Origin of the sequence: Methylobacterium sp. PvR107, assembly GCF_017833295.1 — a bacterium.
Taxonomy (GTDB): domain Bacteria; phylum Pseudomonadota; class Alphaproteobacteria; order Rhizobiales; family Beijerinckiaceae; genus Methylobacterium.
This window is the reverse complement of the sequence record NZ_JAFIBW010000001.1, coordinates 5,135,079-5,156,869: the sequence shown is the minus strand read 5'-3', so window position 1 is coordinate 5,156,869 and position 21,791 is coordinate 5,135,079. Positions and strand designations below refer to the sequence as shown.

Here is a 21,791-nt window from a genome sequence, read left to right as displayed (position 1 = left end):
GAACGGCGCGGATATTACGAGGGGATTTGTTCATTGACCCTCATCGCTGTACAAACCCGACTATAGAGCCGTTGCACCTCGATCCGAGGGATTTTTGGCCCGGGAGGCTGTAGCGTGAGGCAGGCGTTGCGTTGGCTGGCCTGGTTTGGGGCGACAGTCGCCAGCCTCGCCCTGCTCAGCCAGCCGGTCGGGACGCAGGCCCAGCTCGCCATGAGCCTCGCCGCCATGGCGGTGATGATCGTGCTGTGGGCCGTATTCGATGGACCCCGGACGCGGTTCGTCTTCATGGCGCTCGGCAGCCTCGTCGTGCTGCGCTACATCCTGTGGCGGCTCACCAACACCCTGCCCTCGCCGGGCGACCCTGTCAGCTTCGGGTTCGGCCTGATCCTGCTGGTGGCCGAGCTCTACTGCGTCTTCATCCTGTTCGTCAGTCTGATCATCAACGCGGACCCGCTGCGGCGCGCCCCGCCGCCGGCCGCCCCGGCCGCCGACCTACCCCCAGTCGACGTGTTCGTGCCTAGCTACAACGAGGACGCCGCGATCCTCGCCATGACCCTGGCGGCGGCGCGGCAGCTGAACTACCCGCCCGAGAAGCTCACCGTGTGGTTGCTCGACGACGGCGGCACCGACCAGAAGTGCAGCGATGCCGACTCCGCCAAGGCCGCGGCGGCGCGCGCCCGCCGGAGCGAGCTGCAGGCGCTCTGCGACGAACTCGGCGTCCGCTACCTCACCCGCGCCCGCAACGAACACGCGAAGGCGGGCAACCTCAACAACGGCCTCGCCCATGCAAGGGGCGACCTCGTGGCGGTGCTCGACGCCGATCACGTCCCGTTCCGCTCGTTCCTCACCGAGACCGTCGGCTATTTCGCACAGGATCCGCGCCTGTTCCTTGTTCAGACACCGCACGCGTTCCTCAACCCTGACCCGGTCGAACGCAATCTGCGAACCTTCCAGCGCATGCCCTCGGAGAACGAGATGTTCTACGCGGTCACGCAGCGCGGCCTCGACAAGTGGAACGGCTCGTTCTTCTGCGGCTCGGCAGCCCTGCTGCGCCGCACCGCCCTCGATGAGGCCGGCGGCTTCTCGGGCATCACCATCACGGAGGATTGCGAGACCGCCTTCGAGCTTCACTCGCGCAACTGGACCAGCGCCTACGTCGACAAGCCGCTGATCGCCGGCCTGCAGCCGGACACGCTGACGGACTTCATCGGCCAGCGCTCCCGCTGGTGCCAGGGAATGTTCCAGATCCTGCTCCTGAAAAATCCGGTCTTTCAGAAGGGCCTCAAGCCGATTCAGAAGATCGCTTACCTCTCCAGCATGGCGTTCTGGTTCTTCCCGGTTCCGCGGTTGATCTTCATGTTCGCGCCGCTGTTGCACATCTTCTTCGATCTGAAGATTTTCGTGGCCAGCGTGGATGAGTCGATCGCCTATACGCTGACCTACATCATCATCAACCTGATGATCCAGAACTACGTCTACGGCAAATTCCGCTGGCCGTTCGTGTCCGAGCTCTACGAGTACATCCAGGGCGTCTACCTGGCCAAGGCGATCGTCTCGGTCATCGCTTCGCCCCGCAAGCCGACCTTCAACGTCACCAACAAGGGCGCGACGCTCGACCACGACCACATCTCGTCGCTGGCTCTGCCGTTCTTCCTGATCTACCTCCTCCTGATGCTCGGCTGCGCCGTCGCGGCGTGGCGCTACTTCTACGAGCCCGGCGTGACCAACCTGATGCTGGTCGTCGGGCTGTGGAACTTCTTCAACCTGCTGACCGCGGGCGCCTCCCTCGGGGTCTGCGCTGAGCGGCGTCAGCTCGAACGCACGCCCTCGCTGGCGATCGATCGCCGCGGCGTCCTCACCCTCTCCGGGCACAGCGTCGACGTGTCGATCGAGCGCGTCTCCGCCGAGGCTTGCACCCTGCGCCTCCTCAGCCGCGCTCTCGATCAGGGTCTCACCCGCCCGCCACTGCGGGGAACGCTCAGCGTCGAGCCGATGGGCGGCACGCGCCGGGCCGCGCCGCTGCCGGTCCATCTGGACCAGGCGACGCGCGACGGCCAGGAACTCGTCATGCGGGTCAACTTCGGGACGCTGGCCATCCGCGACTACCCGGCGCTCGCGGGACTCATGTACGGCGACGCCGAGGCGATGCGGCGTTTCCAACTGCGGCGGCGGCGGCACAAGGACATCCCCACCGGCACGCTGCAATTCGCGTGGTGGGGCTTGGTCGAGCCGTTCCGCGCCCTGCGCTACCTCCTCGCCAGCCGACAGCCGCGGCCCGTCGCGATCGAGGAGGCCCCGGTCTACGACGCGCCGGGCGGGGTGATCGCCCAGGCGCCGTCCGTCCCGGGCCCGGTGACGGCCGGTGCGGCGCCGTCCCTGTCTACGGCCGCCAAACCCTCCGACACCGAGAGCGAGGACGACTGGGTCCGCCTGATGATGGATTACGAGAACGAGCGCACCCTGGCCGAGCTCCGCGGCCGGCGCACGAGCGCGGCGTGACGGCGATGGCCGCTCGGCTGCGTCTCCCCGTGCTGGGGCTGCTGCTCGGTCTCGCGAGCGTTCCAGCCCTGGCCCAGAGCTTCCTGGGCTCGGGTCCGGCGGAGCGGCTCACGGTCCCGCCCAGCGGCAACGCCCTGCGTGTGCCGGCCGAGGATGGGGCGGGCGTCGCGCGCAGGCCGGAGGCCCCGGCGCCGGATCCGAAATCGACGCCGCGACCGCCCGAGGCGCCGCGGGCCGCCGCGCCGCAGACGGTGCCGCGCGCGGTCATCCAGTCGACCATCGCGCCGGCGCGCCGGCTTCCGTCCGGCCCCCGCGGCTTCCGCCTGACCGGGGAAGAGGAGTCCCTGCGCTACCCGGTCTACCTCACCGAGGCGCAGACGCGGGGACCGGCACGGCTGCGCCTCTCGTATCTGTCGGCGATCTCGGTGGCGCCGGAAACTTCCGAACTCGACGCCTTCGTGAACGGCACCAAGGTCGGCTGGACCCGGATCCAGGCGCCCGGCGCCGTGAAGGTTGTGGAGTTCGCCATTGCCGACGGTCTGCTGAAGCCCGGCTACAACGCCGTGACCTTCACCGCCAACCAGCGCCACCGCGTCGATTGCTCGATCGGCGCGACCTACGAATTGTGGACCCAGATCGACCCGTCGCGATCCGGCCTCGTGGTCGGAACGGCCACCGACATGGACGTCCGGTCCCTTGCCGCCGCAGAGCCCGACGAGAGCGGCGCCCTGCCGATCCAGGTCATCCTGAACGAGCGCCCGAGCCTGGCGCGCCTCGAGCGGATGATCGAGGCGGTGCAGGCCCTCTCACTCGTGGGGCGGGTCGCCCGTCCGACCGTCACGTTCGGGCCTCCCCTTCAGGGCCGCAACGGCATCAACCTCGTCGTCGGCACCGCCTCCGAGATCGCGGGCGTCGAAGGGGTCTCCGAGCTCGGCCCGACCACTGGGCCCCGCCTCGCCATGCTGCCGACGCGGCCGAACACGCCGCCGACCCTGGTGGTCACCGGGGCCCGCGATGAGGACGTTCGTCAAGCGATCACCAACCTCGCCGTTCCGGCCGACACGGGAACGCCGAACGGACTGAAGGCTGTTCAGCTCTTCCGCGGCTACTTCGTGCATGGCGGCGAGAACCTGACGCTGGACCGGCTCGGCGTGGCGTCCCGCGAATTCTCGGGCCGCCTGCTCCATGTCGGCTTCGACCTCCGCTTCCCCGGAGATTTTGTCCCGGCCGATTACGGCAAAGTCATGCTGCACTTGGCCGGTGCCTACGTCGCCGGACTCTCTCCGGACGCCCGCATCGTCATCGATATCAACGGGCGCAATGCGGCGAGCGTCCCGCTTCCCGACGGGCGCGGTGAGGTGTTCGAAGACAGCGCGATCCCCCTGCCCTTCAGCCTCTGGCGCCCGGGGGTGAATCACGTCGAGATCTCGGCGCAGTTGCCGAACGCCACCGACCCGGTCTGCGACACGCTGGGTCCGGCGGCCAAGCAGGCGCGCTTCCTGTTCCTCGACCGCTCGCGGATCGAGATTCCGCATTTCGCCCGGGCGGCGCGCAGTCCCGACCTCGCGGCGATCAAAGGCGGCGCCGTCCCGTTTGTCGTCCCGGGTCAGCGTCCGCGCCTCGTGCTGCCGACGCCGGACCGCGACAGCGCCGATGCCGCCGCGACCTTGGCCGCCCGACTGGCGATGGCATCCGAGCGGGTCATCAACTTCGAGGTGGTGACCCAGCAGCAGGTGGCTTCCGATACGAGCCAACTTGTTGTCGCGCCCGCCCGCGCCCTCGATCCGGCGCTCCTGGAATCGGTCGGCTTCGATCCGCAGCAGATCCAGCGGGTCTGGGAAGGCCGCGCCGATATGGTCGCCACACCTGGCCAGTTCGGCCCCGAGGGCGTGCTCACGCTCGATCGCCTGCGTCGCAACCTGCCGATGCGCTGCGCCTTGCCCACCCTCATCCCGCAAGTGCGCCCGGCACAGCCCGTCCAGCCCCAGCAGGCGCAGGCGTCCCAGGGCGAGGCGAGCGCCGCGCCCCCCACGACCTCAGCCCCGGCCACCTCTCCGGGCTCCGCGTCGGACCGTGAGCTCATCGACCGCTGGGAGGCGGCGACGCGCAGCTCGCGCCAGATCTGGGCCGCCCTCGACTCCGTCTGGATCGGGATTACCAACGCGGTGCAATCCCTGCTTCAGACGGTGACGGCGCAGGTGAAGTCGGACGCGATGGTCGAGGTCCCGGCCACGGCCTCGCTGCTGATCGCCGAGGGGCCGCCGGTTCAGTCGAGCAACACCGTGATCGTCACCGCGCCGAACGCGTCGCTGTTGAAGGCGTCCGTCTCCTGCCTCGTCGATCCCGTGGTCTGGGCGAGGCTCGGCGGCAGCGCCGCCTTCCTCGACGCGTCGAATGGGACGCTCATGACGTCCCGGCCCGAGCGGATCGAGATCGTCGAGACGCAGCCGCGATCCCTGGCCAACCTGCGCTTGGTGTCCGCGGCGTGGCTGTCGATCAACACGGAGTACTACGTCGGCATGACCCTCGCGATGGCCCTCTGCCTCGGCCTCGCCACCACGAGCCTCGTGCGCAACGTCGGCAGGAAGAACTCATGAGCCGCCGCGACCGTGCGCCCATCGCCGCCGCCTTCCTCGTCGCGGGAATGCTCCCCGCGGCTGCGGCCTCGGCGCAGGACGGGCCTGCCGTGCCACCGAGTATGGCGCAACCGGGCATGCAGCCCGCTCAGGCCAAGGCGGCGAGTCAGGGCCTCGTCGGCAAGCTCGGCAACGATACCGCATGGCGGGCCTACCGCTCCCGGTTCATCACCGATCAGGGCCGGGTGGTTGACACAGCCAACGGTCAAATCAGCCACAGCGAGGGCCAGGGCTACGGCATGCTACTCGCCGTAGCAGCGGGAGACAGGGTCAGCTTCGAGCGGATCTGGGGCTGGACCCGGGCCAACCTGATGGTTCGCGGCGACGAATTGCTAGCGTGGCGCTGGTCACCCGACAAGCGGCCGGCGGTGGGCGACATGAACAACGCCACCGACGGCGACATCCTCGTCGCCTGGGCCCTCACCGAGGCGGCCGAGGCCTGGAACGAACCGAGCTACCGCACCGCCGCCCGTCGGATCGCCATCGAGTTCGGGCGCAAGACCATTCTGTTCCGGGACCCGCACGGGGCGTTGCTGCTGCCCGCGGTCTCGGGCTTCTCGGCCCGGGAGCGCCCGGACGGTCCGCTGGTCAACCTTTCCTACTGGATCTTCCCCGCCTTCCCGCGGCTCGCCCTCGTGGCGCCGGAATACGACTGGGCGGCCCTGACGCGCAGCGGCCTCGCCCTGCTCCGGAAGTCCCGCTTCGGACCGAGCAACCTGCCTACGGAATGGATCTCCGCCAAGGACGCTCCGCATCCTGCGACCGGCTTCCCGCCTCTGTTCTCTTACAACGCAATCCGCATCCCGCTCTACCTCGTCTGGGCGGGGCTCGTGCGGCCCGACGACCTCGCGCCGTTCCAGGCCCTATGGTCTGGCTCCGAGCGGGAACGGCTGCCGATCGTCGACACCGGCGACGGGCGGAAGGTCGAATGGCTCACCGAGGCCGGCTACTTGGGGCTCTCGGCCCTGGTGGCCTGTGCCCTCGACGGCACGCCCTTTCCGGAAGATGCGCGGGGCGATATCGGCAATCAGAACTATTATCCGGCAACTCTGAGCCTCCTTGCCCTGACTGCTGCCCGGATGCGCTACCCGTCATGCCTCAAGTCCTGACTGGTCTCCCGTCGGCCCGACTCCGACCGGCCGCCCCCTGTCTTTTGGTGCTGGCGCTCGCCGCCTCGCCCGCAGCCGCGCAGGTCGACGCGCGATCCGGCCCCCTGTCGCAGAATTCTGCTGCGCCGGCGCGGTCCGAGCCGCGCATCGTCTACGGCGACGGCCCGCGCGCGCCGGCGATCCTGGCCGACCCGGCCACGTCCCGCACGAACGACATGGTCGACGAGAGCGCCCTGCGCTACTACGCGGCGCAGAAGCAGACGGCGCGGATGAAGGCCGAAATCACCCGTCTCAAACGGCTCTATCCGGGCTGGAACGAGCCGCCGGATCTCGACGCGCTGCAGCCGAGCCCGCCCGAGGAGGCGCCCCTCTGGGACCTCTTCACCGCGGGGCGCTTCGACGACCTGCGTGCGGCAATCGCCGCACGACGTTCGATCGATCCCGCTTGGCAGCCCTCCGAGGAACTGGCCCGCAAGCTCCGCCGGGCCGAGTTCCGGTCCCGGATCACGGCGCTCACCGGCAAGGATGCCAGCACCATCATCGATCTCTACCGGGCCGACCCCGGCGCCCTCGATCCGCTCGACGTCCAGAGCATCTGGACGATCGCCGACGCCCTCGGCGATTCCGGTTCGGGCGACGAGGCGTTCGAGCTCTACAAGTCGATCCTCGACGGCAGCGCCGATTCCGGCGTGCGCCTCGCCACCATTCAGAAGGCGATGGCCCATCTGCGCATGGCCCAGGCGGAACGCCTGATCGAGATGGGCCACCGCGGCGCGAACGGGGCCTCGGAGTTCGACGCGATCCGCCTCGACATCACCCGCGCAAGGATCGCCGCCTTCCTTCACGAGGACAGCGCCGAGACTCCGACACCCGGCGATCTCGCGGCATTCCAGACCGGCGCCCGCAAGAGCGGCGATCCCAGCCAGACCAGCCTCCTCGGGTGGTACGCCTACAAGCGCCGCCAATTCCGCGAAGCGCTCGAATGGTTCAAGCAGGCGATCGCCCGGGGCGGTGACGCCATGGTCGCCCACGGGCTCGCGCTGACCCTGCGGCAGCTCGACATGGCGCGCGAGGCCGAGGAGGTCGCCTACGCGTGGCGCGACCGGTTCGTCGGCAACGAACTGCTCTACATCGACATCCTGGAGCAGAAGCTGACGCTGCCGCGCCCGCCCGCGATCGAGCCCGCGCGCATCGCCCGCTACGCCCAGGTCGTGACGGCCTCCACCTCGGGCGAAGGCGCCCAGGGGCTCGCGTGGTACGCCTACAATTCCTGCCAGTTCGACACGGCGCTGGAATGGTTTCAGCGGGCCGTCGCCTGGATGCCGAGCGAAGGCACCGTCTTCGGCTACGCCCTCACGCTCCAGCGGCTGAAGCGTCAGCGGCCGTACCTCGAGGTCGTGAACCGTTACGACGGCCTCTTCCCCAAGGTGGTGGATCTGTTGTTCCGCGAGGCGGCCGGCGGGTCGCCGCTGCCCTGCGACCCCACACCTACCGCCCCCGCGGCCGGACCCGGGCGCCATGGCGCTCCCGCGGCGCGGACCGAGACTCCTCCGGCCAATCGGATACCCCGGCCGGACCTGCCGCCGGCCGCCGCGGACGCGAAACCCCTCGCCGTCCAGCGCAACGAGTTCCCCCTGGCGACTTCGATGGAGAACGCACTGCGCTACCCGCCGCCGGGGCTCGTGCGGGTCCTGGCCGAGCCCATTCCCGCGGGAACCAACGCCAAGGAGCCCGCGACCCAGGCGCCGCCCCTGGTGGCGCGCCGCGTGCCCGGCGCGGGTCCTATGCCCTACGAGCGGTTCGGCTACGCCCTGCTGCCGGATTATCGCGGCGTCGATAAGCCGGAACTCCTGTCGCCGCCTGCTGTCGGGACCCTGTGGCAGGACCAGCAGGCGGAGCGTGGGCGGCCCGAGAACTCGGAAGCGAAGCGGTTCCAGATGCCCGCGCGCTCGGCCTACGACACCTCCGCCACGACCGAGCGGGCCACGCCGTGAGGCGCGCGGCGACCTACGCGGCCCGGCACTGCGCGCTGGCATGGCTCCTCCTGCCCGCCGCAGTGCATGCGCAGACGATCCCGGTCTTGTCGCTGCCAGGCGCCGGGACCCTCACCGCGGTGATCGAGACGCGGGAGCGCGACGGTTTCGACCAGCGGCTGCGCTATGCCGGCGGAGACGGCCGCAACCATGCCGAGATCGCCTTGCGCCAGGAGACCGCCGACCTGCTGCTAGCCTTCCCGCCGCGACTGGCCAAGCCCAGCGAGTTCGGGATCTCCGGGGAGATTGCCGTCCGGTTTCCGGGACAGGCGATGACCGTGCGGCCACCGCTTCGGAACGTTTACGGTCCTGTGGGGATCGCGCTGGGTGCCGACTGCCTTTACGCGTGGCAATGGATCGAGGGCGGCCGCAGCGGCGTCGCCGGCGCGCAGCCGCCCGCGCTGTTCCAGGCGCAGCCGCTCGCGCGCCGCGCGATCTCGCTGCGGATCAGGCTGTGCCGCACCGCCGAGGCGAGCCTCGGCGACCTCACGCGCGCGGTGGAGAACCTCCGGATCACGCTGCCGGGCCTGCGTCCGCCGCCGACTGTCGTGCGCGTGCAGCCGCCTCGGGGCAGGCCCAAGGCGGCCGTCCGCCGACCCAGCCGGCCGGCTGCCGCCGAGGCGCAGACGGACAAGAACCCGCGACCGCAGACGCCCATCGTGCAACGACCGCAGACGCCTGTCGCGCCGCCCGTTGCACCTCCACCAAGTGCCTCGAGCGTGCCGACCGATCAGAAGCGCTACATCGTGACGCCGAACCCGCAGGCCCCCGCTCCCGTCCTGCCGGAGCCGGGCAGCCAACGCTACATCACGGAAGGGAGCGGTAGCGGGATCGCGCCCAAGCCGGCTCCGGGCCAGGCACCCGGCGAAACCTTCTTCCGCGACCTGCCTCCGGAAGCCTATCGGCCGCCGAATTGAGGCGCCTGGGGGGACGTCACCACGGATACCATCGTGCGAGCTGGGTGTGCGCCAGTCACGAGCGAACGACACGCGGACGCCGCGCGCCCGTAGGATCGCCCGGCATCCGTCCGGCCCCCGGAACACGGCCTTTCTCCAAGTTCAGGATACGACGACCTGGCAGCGAGTTCGGCGCACAACTTCGTTCAGCAGCTCGACCTTGTCGGCATCGACGCGCCACACCCGCTCCCCGCCTGCCATGAAGGTCGCTCTGCAATTCAGCACGCCGTCGACGTCGAGGAACAGGATCGGCGTCATGCGGCTCTCCCGCTGAACACCTTGCGGTCTGATGCCGGACAAACCCCCGCCGTGACGGTCTGCACCCCTCGCGTGGCACACGCGGTGCATGTCCCTCGGACTAGCGGAGGATGCCCCCCATCGGCGGCCAAGACGCCGATTGGGTGCCGCGACAGGTCGGATACGACGATCCAGACAGGTAGCGGCTGGGGAAGGGCGGCAGTGCAAACGCCGCGCTCAATGCTGATCACGTCAGATGATCCGGCATCGAAATATCGCATCTCTGTTGTAGTGCGTGAACACCTCTCTAATTCTGTGGAGGTTTTCTTGGCTAAAATCGAGAATTTTGACCTTTTCAGGTCGCGCCTCAAGACCGGCCAAGTGTACTTCGGCGAACCCGAAGAACGCCGCGCGTGTGTCATCTGGTCTCGCAATCTGCGTGAGGCACTCATCGAGCTCAATTCTGATGTGCCAATTCCCAATAAGCTCCGGCTGATCTCGGCAGCCCTGGCACTAAACAAATCATGCGAAGTAATATCGCGCGAGGGCAGGCAGATCCGCCTGCGATTTGGCGCCTGAACGCCGCGCTCACTAATGACTCGCCCCTTCGCCCCCGCGATGTCGAGCGCATCGTCCAGAAACACACAGCGCGTTAAGTCGCTTGTGGCCTGGTCAGATTTCGACTGGCCTAGGAGGCGTTCCGTGCTCAATGAGCGCCGCCGGCAGTTACGGAGGAATGGCTTCAAGACAGGTTCGATCTTCGTCGGCGACACTCCGGATGCGGTGGACTGCCTCGTTTGGAACCTGAGCGAGTTCGGTGCTCTGCTCGAAGTCGAGACTGCCACGGAGTTGCCGAGCCGATTCCGCCTCGTGTCGCCCTCCCTCTTCGTGGATCGTAATTGCCAGACGATCTGGCGAGACGGCCGTAAGATCGGCGTCGCGTTCGTCTTCTGAAGCGCGGTCTGGCGCCCGGCGAGTTGCTGCGTCATCCGGCCGTTCTCGACCCACCGCGGGTAGGCGCTCTGCCGCTGGCGGACCTCACGCTCGGCGCAGTCGGCGAGGTAGGCGGCGCTGACAGTAAGCTCAGCCACGAGCAGCCTCCTTCGTTTGTTGGCGGCGGAACGTACAGAGCTGTTCATCGCTTCATTTCGGATCGAGCGGACGGCGGACCGGCGGTCCACAGACAGCATCTGGCCACGCCACGGCTGTAGTCGCCCGTCGCTCTCAAGAGGGAGTGGGAGAGTGTGATGATTGGCGGCGAAAACGACAGAGTTGCTCCGGCCTTGAAGGACGTCGCGGAGCGAGAAAAAGCCAGCCGGGAGAAGTTTATCGAGGACGGCGGACCACAGAAGCGGCCTCCAGACGGGAAGACTTCGGGCGCGAGGCAGCCCACCGACGGCGTACCCCGGCGCGAATAGACCAGCACTGTTGATCTGCTCAGAGGTCAGAAGCTTCTCAGCCACGGGCTCCTCCCGTCGCGAGGGCGGCCTTCAGCGCGGCCTCGGAATCCTCCAGGACCTCGTCCTTCAGCGTCTGCGGCAGGATGGCGAGGACGTTACAGATCTCCGGCGCGCAGCGCCGGCCGCCCCTGGCGTTGGCGATCGCCGCGGCGGCTGCCTCGATCTTCGCGCGTATGATGGTGCTGGACTCGGCCATGGGGATACTCGGCGGCTTCGGTTAGTGTCTGCTTGTGGCCAGGTGCCCCAACGCGCCCTAGGTCCCGGAGCTACCCCCTGAGAGACCCGTCATGGCCATTCCCACCACGACCGAAGTTGCTGACGAGCCGAACGACGACATGGTGATGATCAACGGTCTCATCGCTCGCAAAGAGGCCGGTGAGCCGGTCGACGCAGACATCCTGGCGCTTCTGACCGACATGGAGCGGGTCGGACTGACTGACACAGAGGCCTATGTGGCGCTCGACGCCTACCGGCCGGGCGGAGCGATCGGGGCGACTGGTGGAGACGATGAGGCTGTGTCTGAGGCATAGACGCCGCTCGATCGATCTACTCCAGCGCGACGTGAGCGGCTTCAGCTGGAATCTCGGTCCGCAGGATAGCCTGCCGACTGCGGCCCGAATGCCCTCGAAGGCGCCGCCGCCACCCGCGAAGCTGGCGATGACGAGAGGCGCGTTCAAAGGTTGGCTCCGATGAGAAGGGGCTGTGCCGAACCGTCTGAGAAGACGACATCGAGCGGCACATCTGCGGTCGGCTCGTCGCCGGTCCACCGCTGTGGCCATGTGCCGGCAGCGATCAGCATCTCGGATGCGGGCCTCCTCCTTCGCGTTGAGCAGGTCAACGCGTGGCCGGCCGAGCCGATCAGCGTCGGCGTTGCGGGCCGCCTGGATGGCGAGGATCCGCTCCAGCGCGTCGACGCGCGCCGGCAGGGTGATCGGGCCCATCCGCTGCTGGTTCGGCACCAGCGTTCCGTCCTTGCGGGTCTCGCCGCCGGGCTGGCGCAGCCTGTTCCGGGCGAGCCGCAGCTCGCGGTAGACAGTGCGCAGGCCGAGCAGCGGGGCGAGGTACGACCAGGCCGGCAGCGCGACGACCGCCGCCAAAGCCTTGTCCCGAGACGCGAGCGGGCAGCCGACGCAGCCGGTGCGCGCGTTCGCCTCCTCGGCCTCGTCGCCACCGTAGGCGTCGGCCAGCATCGCCGTCGCCCAGCCGCCATAGGCGCGCATGGGCGCGTAGATCCGCAGCCAGTCCCAGACGTTGCAGACGCGCCAGTGCAGGATCGGCGCGAGGGTGGCGAGGCGGCCGCGGACGCCTTTCATGTCAGGCAGGACCTGCTGATACCGACCCTGGCCGCACTCGGCGCCATCCTTCGAGCAGCTCATCTCGATCCGCTTGTCGCGGATCGCGCTCTCGCCCTGCCGGACGCCAATGATCGTCAGCACCGTGTCGGTCTCGGGCAGGCCGGCGAGGTCGGCCTCGATCGCTGCCGCCATCGGGTCGATCTTGTTCTGCCGAGTGCACCAGCGGAGCATGTTGTTGTTCGGCGGCGGGACATCCCGGCCGAGGATGTAGACGAGGAAGCGCCGGTCGAGCGGCGCGGTGACCACGCGCAGCCGGATCCGCGGGAAGCGGGCCAGCCGCGCCATGACGTTGGCCGCAGCGATCGCGAGCGGCGTCAGCTCCTGCCGGGTGTCGGCATAGGAGACGGTCAGGGTCTTCGGCGGGGCGAGCCGGCCAGCCTCGATCAGGTGGACGATCAGGGTCAGCGTCGCGGTCGAATCCTTGCCGCCAGACCAGGCCATGGCCCAGTGCTCGTGCTTCGGGCCGTGTTCGGCAAGCGACATCAGGGTCATCTCGACGGCGTCATCGTAGACCGGGCGCTCGGCCGTCAGCGCAAAGAGGTCATGCTGCTTCGAGCCGCGGAGGATCGGTGCAGGCGCGTTCATGCCGCCGCTCCAAATATGGGATTGGCAAATAATCTCGCTGCGCTGCAGCAGTATGTCACGCAATGCAGAATTTGACTATTATCAATTTTAAAATTGCTACCGGGATGTAATTTGATATTACTCCGGGGGTGATCGTTATGTTCTCGGCTTCTATGCTGATTTCTATAAGTGTTGCAGCTCTTATAACCTCCATGGGGTACGTTACATTTAGGATTTGTCGGCAGAATCCAGTTCTTACCAAAGAATTTGGCTGGGACTTGGCATTTATATGCGCGATGTTCCTCGTGATCATTGGAGCCTTTCAATTGGCCGAGTTGAACGGGTCGCTTGAAAAACTTAGTGCTGGGAAGGCAAGTATAGCGAACGGATCCAATTTCTACGGAAGAGCCAAGATGCGCACGCTCGAAGATTAAGGCGTTCATCTCGCCACTCCCTCTCCCCTAGCCGGTAGGGGCGCGACGCGGAGCCACTGAACTCCGCTAGGGCGCTGACCGTTGACCGCGTGATGTCCGACCCAACGATCCCGCTGATTTGCGCCGCCGCGTTCGTCGGCGTCGGCTGGCTGATCGTCCACGCCGGACGGCAGTACGACGACGCGATCCAGCACACGCTGACCGTCTTCGCGCTGGTGATCGGGCTGCTGGTCCTCATCGGCGTGACCGCGAAGCTGCGATCCTTGATGGGCGTCGGACGCATGTCGCACCGGATCGAGGCCCGCTCGCAGGTCGATCCGCCGAAGTCGGTCCGTGCGGTGCGGAAGCTCGACACAGGGTCGAGCCAGTAGAGCGATCTGACTCCGCCAGAGAGGAACAGTGCGCTTGCCCTCAGACATCGAACATCTCCGCGATGTCGCGATCGACGGGCAGGCCCATGGTCCGGTCAGCGTAGCCTCGATCACGAGGTCAGCCATGCTGGGCTCGCGGTCGCGGCGGGCCTGATCGGCGGCTCGACGCTGGGCCTCGCGCACGAAGGCTGGATGGTCCGGCACGCAGACTCGAGCCGCCTTCGGCCCGTGCTTCGCGTTAACGTGCGAGAACAGCGCCTCGGTGTCGCCCATCATGCGGGTGCAGTGGGGGCAAGGCACGCGCGCCATCACGCCGCCTCCGTCGAGCCGATGGCGAGGAGGCGCGAGACTCGGGCCTCGACCTCGCCGAGGAAGGCGCCGACCGCCGCCTCGTCCTTCGCAATCTGCGCCTCATCCCGGTGCAGGCGCTTCACCCACAAGCGCAGATGCGCGGGCAGACGTACGAGGCCGTTCTGGCCGTGCGCAAGCGGACGGGATCGCTCACGCTGCACACGTTCTACAAGGTCGGGGTTTAGAGGTGGCGCGGCCCGCTGACGCCCCGTGCCCGATCTCGCGATCGCCCTTGGGCTTGACGTCCGAAACGGTCGACGAGTCCGCGCCTGATTGAGAGCTACGCCGGTCGCGCAGAGCATTCAAGCAACGTCAAGGCGAACCGCCACCGCACCCGCGTGAAAGTCGCAGAATGACGCTGGGTCCACGTCAAACACGACCGGTGGTCGATCGGAAACTATCCTCCCGCCGGAGCCCGTCATGCCCGAGCTGTCCCTGTTCCTGCCGCTGACGAAGGTCGATGCAGCCAACCGGCTCGTCTACGGCCTGGCCACCGCCGAGGTCCCGGATCGCGTCGGCGAGGTCTGCGACTACGCCTCGACGAAGCCGTTCTACGAGAAATGGTCGGGCGGCATCGTCAAGGCGACCGACGGCCGCTCGCTCGGCAACCTGCGGGCGATGCACGGCAAGGTCGCGGCCGGCAAGGTTACGCAGATCGCCTTCAACGACGACGCCAAGCAGATCGAGATCTGCGCAAAGGTGGTCGACGACGCGGACTGGAAGAAGGTCGAGGAGGGCGTCTACACGGGCGTCTCGCAAGGCGGCGCCTACGCCAAGCGCTGGCGGGGCGAGGACGGCCTGATGCGCTACACGGCCGATCCGAGCGAGGTCAGCCTCGTGGACCTGCCCTGCCTGCCCTCGGCGACGTTCCAAATGCTGAAGGCCGACGGCGCGGCCGAGACGCGGGCTTTCGCGGAAGCCGTGCGGATCGCCCCGCCGCCCGAGCCGACCAACGCGGCCATCTTTGCCGAGGCCGAGGAACTGGCCGCGGCAGCCGGTCGGTTGGATGAGGTCGGGGACTTGGTGGCGCCGCCTCGTGAGGGCCTGGTGACAGCGGCGGAGGCTGAGGCGCTGGCCAAGGCGCGGTCCGTTTCCGAGCCACCGACCGTCCCCTCCCCTGCGAACCCGGTAGCGCTTCCTGCGGGCGAGAGCGAGGTCGAGCAGGTGTGGAAGGCGAAGGATGGCAGCACCTTCGCCAAGAAGGCGGACGCACGCGCCCACAATGCCCGCACTGAGGCCGCGGCATCCGCCCGAGTCGCGGCCGAGCCGGTGATCGACGCCCTGTCCGATCTCGGCAAGCGGCTCGGGGCCGCCGACGGCGAAGCGGCCGCCTCCGAAGCCGAGGCGCAGCCGCGGCGGCCGCGCAGGCGCCCCCGCGCCGATGTGGGCGAGGCGACCGACGGGTCGGATCTCGCCAAGGACCTCTACGGCGTCTCGCGGCTCGCGGTGCTGCTGAGCGAGATCAAGAGCATGGTCGGTTCGGCGGTGTTCGACGTGGTCTACGCCGACGGCGATGCGGCGCTGCCCCGACAGATGAAGGCCTGGGCGCTTCAGGGCGTGACCCTCCTGCAGGCCATGGTCGCGGCCGAGATGTCGGACCTAATGGAGGGTGCGCCGACCAACGAGGCGATGGCGCTGGCCGCAGGACCGCTGTCCGCCGCCGCCTACGACGCGCTGGTGACGGCGGTCGCGGGTGACAGTGCGGCCGGTCGGGCGCTCGCCGAGATCGGGGCGCGTAACAGCCAGGCGGACCAGGAGCGGTTCCAGCGCATGCACGACGACGCCTGCGGCCTCGGGGCGACCTGCGAGTCGGCCGAGAAGGCCGCCGGCGGTGACCTCGCCAAGGGCAACGATGCGATTGAGGCGGTGCGCGCCGAACTCGCCAAGATGACCGACCAGCGCGATGCGCTGCAGAAAACGCTAACCGACGAGGTGCTGCCGCAGATCGCGGCGCTGGCGAAGATGGTGGGGGACCAGCCCGTGCCGCGCCACCTCGTGGGCCGCGCGGTCACGAAGGGCAGTGAGGGTGCCTCAAGTGCATCTGAAACTCTGTCAGCTGAGGCGATCCGCGACTACTTGGCTAAGATGAGCCCGGAGGCGCGCGCGGATCTTCTGATCAAGGTCTCGCACCAGAACCCGCAGCAGCTCGCGCTCGCGCGCTGAGACGCTCAGATCCTCTGCCTGCGTACGGTCACTTACGACCGCTTGCGACCCAACCCGGTCGGAACGGCTTGGAGAGGCACTGCTGGAAAGCGGACGCTGCTACCGTCGCCGGAAGTTCTTCCTCGCTCAGACTGCTTGCCGAACATGCTCAAGCGCAGCGACCAATTCGCTCGGCTGGGAAAAAAATGGCGAGTGATCGCTTTCCAGCGTGACGGTGTGCGAAACGGGAGTGGCTCGTTGCATGGCTTGCTGCTGGGCGAGCGGGATCGCCTGATCTTTCGCGCACGTGATGTAGGCTCGTCGGACCGACCCGAAGCGAGGCCCAGTAACGTGGATCGGCGCCGACCAAATCTTGGTGGTCTCGGGAATAAGGCGTTCGCACGCGAACTGCACGAGCGGTTCTGGCGTTTCGTTGTAGAAAAACCTTTTAACGCCCTGGCGACTGACCGTACAAGTTTCGTCATCACCAAAAATTAGCGCCTTGCTAAACGCCTTTGCATTGGACGATTGCTGCACAATATCATTAAGCGTCTGGCCATCCTTGAGGAGAAAGGCGCAGAGATAAACGAGTGACTCGATTTTATGAGGTATGCGTTCGGCCACTTCACTGATGATGAGGCCGGCGCGGCTGTGCCCGACGAGAACAACCGGTTCGTTCTGGGCGGCAGTAATCGCGGCAATCTGATCCGCCCAAGCTTGCAGCGGCTGTTCTGCCACGGAGTGCTCACCGGCGATCACGTCGTACAGATCGGGTGTCAGAACGCGATGTCCGGCTCGCTCAAGCAGCGGCACGACCTGCGACCAACACCAACTACCGTGCCACGATCCAGCAACGAGTATGTAGATGGCCATTCGACACCCTTTCTGGCGGACGTCGGTGTCTCTTGGTCATGCCTCGTTACAGGATGATTTCAGGTGCGGTTCGATCACGTAGCGCGTGATAGACGTTCCATAGAGCGTCGGCGTTCAGATTGAGCTTCCGAGCCGCGGACGGCCTATGTGGGTTGAAACCGGCCCCGGCGGCGATGTCCGCTTCAAGGCGCTGTCGTCCGAAAACGGACCGTCTCGAAACCACCCCAAGCCGACCTGCTGAGCCTGAATCCAGGGTCAAATCCGAACGACTGATCTCGGTCAGCTGCTCAGCATGCACGGCTCGGCGTGCGGTGATGTGCCTGCGAAAATGGCACGTCGAGGCAATTGCATGCTTGATCAAGACGAAGGGCGACGGATCCTCGTGCGAGAGGCCCGGGCCTGGATCGGCACGCCCGACCATCCCGGCACCGACCTATGCGGCGTCGGCGTCGATTGCGGCATGCTCCTCGCGCGCGCGTTTGTTGATGCCGGCCTCGTCCCGGCTTCGATCCGCGACCCTACCCGCAAGACTGACACCTCCACCGCGACGACGAGCGCTACCTCGGCTTCGTGTTCGATCGCGCCTCCGAGGTCACCCGCCCGCAGCCCGGCGATGTCGCGGTGTTCCGCTACGGCCGCGCCTACGCCCACGGCAGCATCGTCACGGTGACCGAGCCGCTGACCCTGGTGCACGCCTTCTCGCCGGCCCAGGCCGTGATCGAGGAGCCGATCATGCGCAATCCCGTCCTCGCCGAGCCCGGTCGGCGCCCACGCTTCTTCAGCCTCTGGGCCGCCCGCGCGACCACCGAGGCCGACCCGGTCTGAGGCTGCTATGAGCCTGTTCGGCGGGAAGAAGCGCACCGTCCGGCCGGACTACACCGGCCTGCAGGTCCAGACCGCCTCAAGCGCGCTGCCGATCCCGATCGTCTACGGGACCGACCGCATCGCCCGGAACGTCATCTGGTCCGACGGATGCCAGACGCACGCGCAGCGCGGCAAGAAGGCGGGTGGCAAGGGCGGCGGTCGCCACGGCGTCACCGGCTACACCTACTCGACCTGGATCATGTTCGGCCTGGCCGAGGGGCCGGTCCAGGGCATCGGCGAGGTCTTCAGCGGTCAGTCGGTCACGCCCTTCCCGACCAACTTCCTCAGCCTCATCCCCGGCGACACGCCGCAGCAGCCCTGGGGACCGGCGCTGGCCCGCTACCCGGCCGCCGCGCTGCCCTACAACGGCACCGCCTACCTCGCCTCGCCCGACTTCGACCTGGGCTCCAGCGCGACGATCTCCTCCATCGCCTTCGAGGTCGTCGGGCGGCTCGCCGGCACCGCGGGGTCGCTCGGGCAGGATGCCGACCCGGCCGCGCTGATCTCGGACTTCCTGACCAACGCGCAGTACGGCGTCGGCCTGCCAGCTAGCGCGCTGAGCGGCGCGGCCCTGTTCGGCGCCTCGGGGGATGCGTCCTACCAGACCTACCGCGCGGCCCTCGGCCTCGGGCTCAGCCCGGCGCTCACCGACGCCGAGACCGCCAACTCGATCCTGGCGCGGTGGCTGCGGCTGACCAACAGCGCGGCGGTGTGGTCGGGCGCGCGGCTCAGAATCGTTCCCTACGGCGACCAGGTCGTGACCGGGGTGACGCACACCGGGGCCCGCATCACCTACGTGCCCGACGTCGCGCCGGTCTACGACCTCACCGACGACGACGTCCTGGCCGCCGAGGGCGACGATCCGGTGCGGGTCGCGCGCAGCGATCCCTACGGCCTGCCCAACGTCCAGCGCGTCGAGTGCTCCGACCGGAGCCACGGCTACACCGCGACGACGGTCGAGGCGCGCGACCAGGGCGCGATCGAGCGCTACGGCCTGAAGGTCGGGGGGACGATCACCGCCCGCGAGATCTGCGCGCTCTCCATCGGTCGCCTCGTGGCGCAGCTCGCCCTGCAGCGCGCCCTCTACATCCGCAACACCTACACGTTCCGCCTGTCCTGGGCGTTCTGCCTCCTGGAGCCGATGGACGTCGTGTCCCTGACCGACCCGGGGCTCGGGCTCGCCCGGGCACCGGTGCGCATCACAGCCATCGAGGAGTACGAGGACGGGCTCCTGACCGTTACGGCCGAGGAGTTCCCGCGCGGGACCGCGGCGGCCTACCCGAGGGTCGGCGCGACCGGATCGGCGATCAACCGCGACCGGGCGCCCGCGCCGGTCAACGATCCGCTGCTCTTCGAGCCGCCCGCCGCACTCACGGCCGGCGTGGCGCAGGTGTGGATCGCGGCCTCCGGCGCCAATGCCGACCCGTACTGGGGCGGGGCGAATGTCTGGGTTTCGCGCGACGGCGCCAGCTTCGTCGAAATCGGCACGATCACGGACACCACCAATTGGCGCCTCGTCGTCCACGACGGCGTGACGCCCGGCGGCCACCCGGCCGTCTCCGCGGGCGACCTGAAGGCCGGCGTGCCGGTGCTGGGCATGAAAACCGCCGCCGACGCCAACAACCGCCTTGCGGTGAAGTCCGAGGCCGCCCTGCTCTCCTGGGACGACGTCACGCCGGGCGCCGGCAACATGCGCCTGACCCTCAACAAAAAGGCTGCGGCGAACGACGCCGGCTTCGTCCTGCAGACCGGCTACGCGAGCCGGGTCCTGTTCGGCACGCTCGGCAGCGACGACCTCATTGTGAAGACGAGCCCGGACGGTGCGGCCTTCCGGACGGCCATGACGGTTTCGGCCGGGACGGGCGATGTCGGGCTCGCGGGCGTGACCGAACCGGGCGCGCCGCTGCACGTCCAGGGTTCCGGCGCGCAGCCGATCGTCCAGGTGAGGCCTACGGGGGCGATGCGGCCGGAAAACGCGGACCCATCGCCAGCTGCAGCGCCCGAGCCGCACGGGGCACGCCGAGTGCGCCGCCGCCGATCAAGGCCGCCGACCGGCTCTTCGGCCTGTTCGGCGCCGGCTTCCACGCGGGCGGGACCTACACGGCCGACGCCGTCGCGCTCCTGGGCGTGGCGGAGGAGAATCTCACGGCGGCAGCGCAGGGCACCTCCCCAGACCCCACACTCAGCCCCGCCGGCACCGCCGCGCGGGGCTTTTTCGTGCTCGGTTTCAGATCAAAATTTTTGACCAAGGTCGCATCTTGAACCGGCAGGCGATCCAACGCAGGGTTTTGCGACTCTTGGCTTGGACCCAACACATGCTGAACATCGTGAGATCGGCGTTCTCGCGTAGCCGTGCAACTTCGGCCCCGGTCGATGTGGCCGCTCGCCCTTTAGCAGTTGAGCCGCCGATCGAACCGGCCGTCGAAGCAGCCGGCGAAGCAGCCCCTGTACCTACAGTCGAACCTGTGCCGCCAGCCACGCAGTCACAGCCTGAGGGAGCGCGCTTCTGCAGTCGCACCTGGGTGCCCGTCGAGACGGCAGTCCCGCAGCGGACTTATTGCCAAAATGGGTTCGTCACCGTGCCCAAGGTGCTGCCGCCGGAGACGGTCGCGAACATGCGTCAAGTCGCGATGGACTTGCTGCCACCCAATGAACCGCCATTTTCCAGTTTCATGTCTGAAACCGTTTTGTTCGATCCCGCATTTCGGCCGATATTCGAGAGTGATGCGCTAATTGGAACACTGAAGAATATTTTCGGTGACGATTTCTTGTTCGTGAATGAATTCGGCCTACAGGACTCAAGCTTTGGTGGATGGCACACCGACATGACGTCGGCAGAGGGTAAGGGTCGGCATACTTTCCATTGGTCGCCGAAGTTCATGACAGCCAACATGGCCATATACCTGCAGGAAAATGGCGACCACGGCGGCGGGCTTGATATCGTACCGCGCAGCTACATCTACGACGATCCTCTATCGAAGCAGATCCGCATCGAGCGTGGTTTCAGCATCGACGAGTTTTTGGAGGACGAAGAAGATCCTTGGTACGCTCAAGGCGCAACGATCGCATCAAAGGCCGGCGACGCTACGATCTTCCATATGAGGTCACGCCACCGGGCTTCGCCCGCACGGATCCGGCCGCAGACGCAAGAAGAGCGTAAGCTTGCAATGTTTTTCATCGTTGGGCCGAACAACGAAGAAACACGAGCCTATAGGAAGTGGCTCGACGAATATGACGTCATCAGCAATACAAAGCGTCCAATCATCCCTGATGAGTTCTCCTCATTCTTCGAAGCGCGCGGATTGCGGATGATTTGATCGTTTCCGAGATCATTGCCCGCCCGGCTCAACGCCGCGGAGGGGTCGCTCGCACCTTTCTCGGCTCTGCTCCCCGTATCCGGACGGGCACAACGCGAAACTGTCGACCGCGATGCTCCCGGCTGAGTTCGGTGAGACGGTGACGCTCGTGTAGCCGGAACCGCCGCGCCGCCCGCGCGTAGACCCAACACTCGATACCCCAGCGAGACAACCTTCAACCGCCCGGCTCCGGCCGAGGCGGTTTTTTCGTGCGCGCGATCCGCCAAACCAGTGATGCCCGGACGATTCCAGCCGCTACCATAGGCACCTCCCCAGACCCCACACTCAGCCCCGCCGGCACCGCTGCGCGGGGCTTTTCTTTGGCCATGATCCGGCTAAAAGCCCGCCCGGATCCAAGCCCATCACCCCTCAGGCATGGATCCGGGAGAGCCCGCCCGGCAGCGCCGCGGCGGGCTTTTCTTTGGCCATTGCCCTGCTACGATTCGCTCATGAAACCGCACCTTGGCGGGGCGGCCTATCCTACTCAGCCCGCTCGGTTTGCCGGCGCGGGCCGTGTTGTTTGCGGTTGTCCGACGTAATGGAAGCGGCTG

17 protein-coding genes are annotated in these 21,791 nt (G+C 67.6%); 12 read left to right on the top strand and 5 right to left on the bottom strand.

Annotation, left to right across the window (positions count from 1 at the left end; all coding sequences use genetic code 11):
• Positions 1-114: 114 nt before the first annotated feature.
• Genes bcsA through bcsN form a run of 5 tightly spaced genes read left to right on the top strand, consistent with a single transcriptional unit; the run spans position 115 to position 9,194 of the window.
• Positions 115-2,499, top strand: a complete 2,385-nt coding sequence (gene bcsA / locus JOE48_RS24455) for a UDP-forming cellulose synthase catalytic subunit (RefSeq protein WP_210033588.1) — start codon at positions 115-117, stop codon at positions 2,497-2,499.
• A gap of 5 nt (positions 2,500-2,504) precedes the next feature.
• Positions 2,505-5,096 (top strand): cellulose biosynthesis cyclic di-GMP-binding regulatory protein BcsB, encoded by a 2,592-nt coding sequence (locus JOE48_RS24450; RefSeq protein ID WP_210036027.1) that lies wholly within the window; start codon positions 2,505-2,507, stop codon positions 5,094-5,096.
• Entirely contained in the window at positions 5,093-6,244 is a 1,152-nt protein-coding gene (locus tag JOE48_RS24445; protein ID WP_210033587.1) for a glycosyl hydrolase family 8, read from the top strand. The genes JOE48_RS24450 and JOE48_RS24445 overlap by 4 nt, the downstream gene beginning before the upstream one ends.
• Complete coding sequence (locus JOE48_RS24440; protein ID WP_210033586.1) at positions 6,229-8,238, top strand: hypothetical protein; 2,010 nt, start codon at positions 6,229-6,231, stop codon at positions 8,236-8,238. The genes JOE48_RS24445 and JOE48_RS24440 overlap by 16 nt, the downstream gene beginning before the upstream one ends.
• Entirely contained in the window at positions 8,235-9,194 is a 960-nt protein-coding gene (gene bcsN, locus JOE48_RS24435) for a cellulose biosynthesis protein BcsN (RefSeq protein ID WP_210033585.1), read from the top strand. Before JOE48_RS24440 ends, bcsN begins: the two co-directional genes overlap by 4 nt.
• A gap of 141 nt (positions 9,195-9,335) precedes the next feature.
• Here the strand turns inward: bcsN and JOE48_RS24430 are convergent, their stop codons facing one another.
• Positions 9,336-9,491: an HAD domain-containing protein gene (locus JOE48_RS24430; RefSeq protein WP_210033584.1), complete on the bottom strand. Its 156-nt coding sequence runs from the start codon at positions 9,489-9,491 to the stop codon at positions 9,336-9,338.
• Positions 9,492-9,692: 201 nt separating this feature from the next.
• On the opposite strand from JOE48_RS24430, the gene JOE48_RS24425 reads away from it, so the two are divergent.
• The gene (locus JOE48_RS24425) at positions 9,693-10,049 is read left to right on the top strand and encodes a hypothetical protein (protein ID WP_210033583.1); all 357 of its coding nucleotides are present in this window, start codon (positions 9,693-9,695) and stop codon (positions 10,047-10,049) included.
• 123 nt (positions 10,050-10,172) lie between these two features.
• Positions 10,173-10,424, top strand: a complete 252-nt coding sequence (locus tag JOE48_RS24420) for a pilus assembly protein PilZ (RefSeq protein WP_210033582.1) — start codon at positions 10,173-10,175, stop codon at positions 10,422-10,424.
• Positions 10,425-10,925: 501 nt separating this feature from the next.
• On the opposite strand, the gene JOE48_RS24415 is transcribed toward JOE48_RS24420, so the two are convergent.
• Positions 10,926-11,126 (bottom strand): hypothetical protein, encoded by a 201-nt coding sequence (locus JOE48_RS24415; protein ID WP_210033581.1) that lies wholly within the window; start codon positions 11,124-11,126, stop codon positions 10,926-10,928.
• Between the two features lie 70 nt (positions 11,127-11,196).
• On the bottom strand, positions 11,197-12,870 hold the full coding sequence (locus JOE48_RS24405) for a phosphoadenosine phosphosulfate reductase family protein (protein ID WP_245252947.1): 1,674 nt from the start codon (positions 12,868-12,870) through the stop codon (positions 11,197-11,199).
• A 505-nt stretch (positions 12,871-13,375) separates the two neighbouring features.
• On the opposite strand from JOE48_RS24405, the gene JOE48_RS24400 reads away from it, so the two are divergent.
• A complete protein-coding gene (locus JOE48_RS24400) occupies positions 13,376-13,654 on the top strand; it encodes a hypothetical protein (protein WP_210033579.1) in 279 nt (92 codons plus the stop codon).
• Between the two features lie 308 nt (positions 13,655-13,962).
• Here the strand turns inward: JOE48_RS24400 and JOE48_RS30920 are convergent, their stop codons facing one another.
• A complete protein-coding gene (locus JOE48_RS30920; protein WP_280921336.1) occupies positions 13,963-14,088 on the bottom strand; it encodes a hypothetical protein in 126 nt (41 codons plus the stop codon).
• A 337-nt stretch (positions 14,089-14,425) separates the two neighbouring features.
• Between JOE48_RS30920 and JOE48_RS24395 the strand changes: the two genes are divergently transcribed.
• A complete protein-coding gene (locus tag JOE48_RS24395) occupies positions 14,426-16,168 on the top strand; it encodes a hypothetical protein (protein ID WP_210033578.1) in 1,743 nt (580 codons plus the stop codon).
• Between the two features lie 126 nt (positions 16,169-16,294).
• On the opposite strand, the gene JOE48_RS24390 is transcribed toward JOE48_RS24395, so the two are convergent.
• Positions 16,295-17,020: an alpha/beta fold hydrolase gene (locus tag JOE48_RS24390; RefSeq protein WP_210033577.1), complete on the bottom strand. Its 726-nt coding sequence runs from the start codon at positions 17,018-17,020 to the stop codon at positions 16,295-16,297.
• A gap of 570 nt (positions 17,021-17,590) precedes the next feature.
• On the opposite strand from JOE48_RS24390, the gene JOE48_RS30525 reads away from it, so the two are divergent.
• The 3 genes from JOE48_RS30525 to JOE48_RS24375 all read left to right on the top strand — a co-directional run bounded on the left by JOE48_RS30525 (position 17,591) and on the right by JOE48_RS24375 (position 21,201).
• A complete protein-coding gene (locus tag JOE48_RS30525; RefSeq protein WP_245252946.1) occupies positions 17,591-17,845 on the top strand; it encodes a hypothetical protein in 255 nt (84 codons plus the stop codon).
• A 7-nt stretch (positions 17,846-17,852) separates the two neighbouring features.
• Positions 17,853-20,129 (top strand): phage tail protein, encoded by a 2,277-nt coding sequence (locus JOE48_RS24380; RefSeq protein ID WP_210033576.1) that lies wholly within the window; start codon positions 17,853-17,855, stop codon positions 20,127-20,129.
• A gap of 70 nt (positions 20,130-20,199) precedes the next feature.
• Complete coding sequence (locus JOE48_RS24375; protein WP_210033575.1) at positions 20,200-21,201, top strand: phytanoyl-CoA dioxygenase family protein; 1,002 nt, start codon at positions 20,200-20,202, stop codon at positions 21,199-21,201.
• The last annotated feature ends 590 nt before the right edge of the window (positions 21,202-21,791 follow it).

What these genes read in the sequence shown, in the direction of transcription:
- JOE48_RS24450 (WP_210036027.1), top strand. Translation starts at nt 2,505, where the DNA reads ATGGCCGCTCGGCTGCGTCTCCCCGTGCTGGGGCTGCTGCTCGGTCTC.
- JOE48_RS24445 (WP_210033587.1), top strand. Translation starts at nt 5,093, where the DNA reads ATGAGCCGCCGCGACCGTGCGCCCATCGCCGCCGCCTTCCTCGTCGCG.
- JOE48_RS24440 (WP_210033586.1), top strand. Translation starts at nt 6,229, where the DNA reads ATGCCTCAAGTCCTGACTGGTCTCCCGTCGGCCCGACTCCGACCGGCC.
- JOE48_RS24430 (WP_210033584.1), bottom strand. Translation starts at nt 9,491, where the DNA reads ATGACGCCGATCCTGTTCCTCGACGTCGACGGCGTGCTGAATTGCAGA.
- JOE48_RS24415 (WP_210033581.1), bottom strand. Translation starts at nt 11,126, where the DNA reads ATGGCCGAGTCCAGCACCATCATACGCGCGAAGATCGAGGCAGCCGCC.
- JOE48_RS24405 (WP_245252947.1), bottom strand. Translation starts at nt 12,870, where the DNA reads ATGAACGCGCCTGCACCGATCCTCCGCGGCTCGAAGCAGCATGACCTC.
- JOE48_RS24400 (WP_210033579.1), top strand. Translation starts at nt 13,376, where the DNA reads ATGTCCGACCCAACGATCCCGCTGATTTGCGCCGCCGCGTTCGTCGGC.
- JOE48_RS24395 (WP_210033578.1), top strand. Translation starts at nt 14,426, where the DNA reads ATGCCCGAGCTGTCCCTGTTCCTGCCGCTGACGAAGGTCGATGCAGCC.
- JOE48_RS24390 (WP_210033577.1), bottom strand. Translation starts at nt 17,020, where the DNA reads ATGGCCATCTACATACTCGTTGCTGGATCGTGGCACGGTAGTTGGTGT.
- JOE48_RS24380 (WP_210033576.1), top strand. Translation starts at nt 17,853, where the DNA reads ATGAGCCTGTTCGGCGGGAAGAAGCGCACCGTCCGGCCGGACTACACC.
- JOE48_RS24375 (WP_210033575.1), top strand. Translation starts at nt 20,200, where the DNA reads ATGCTGAACATCGTGAGATCGGCGTTCTCGCGTAGCCGTGCAACTTCG.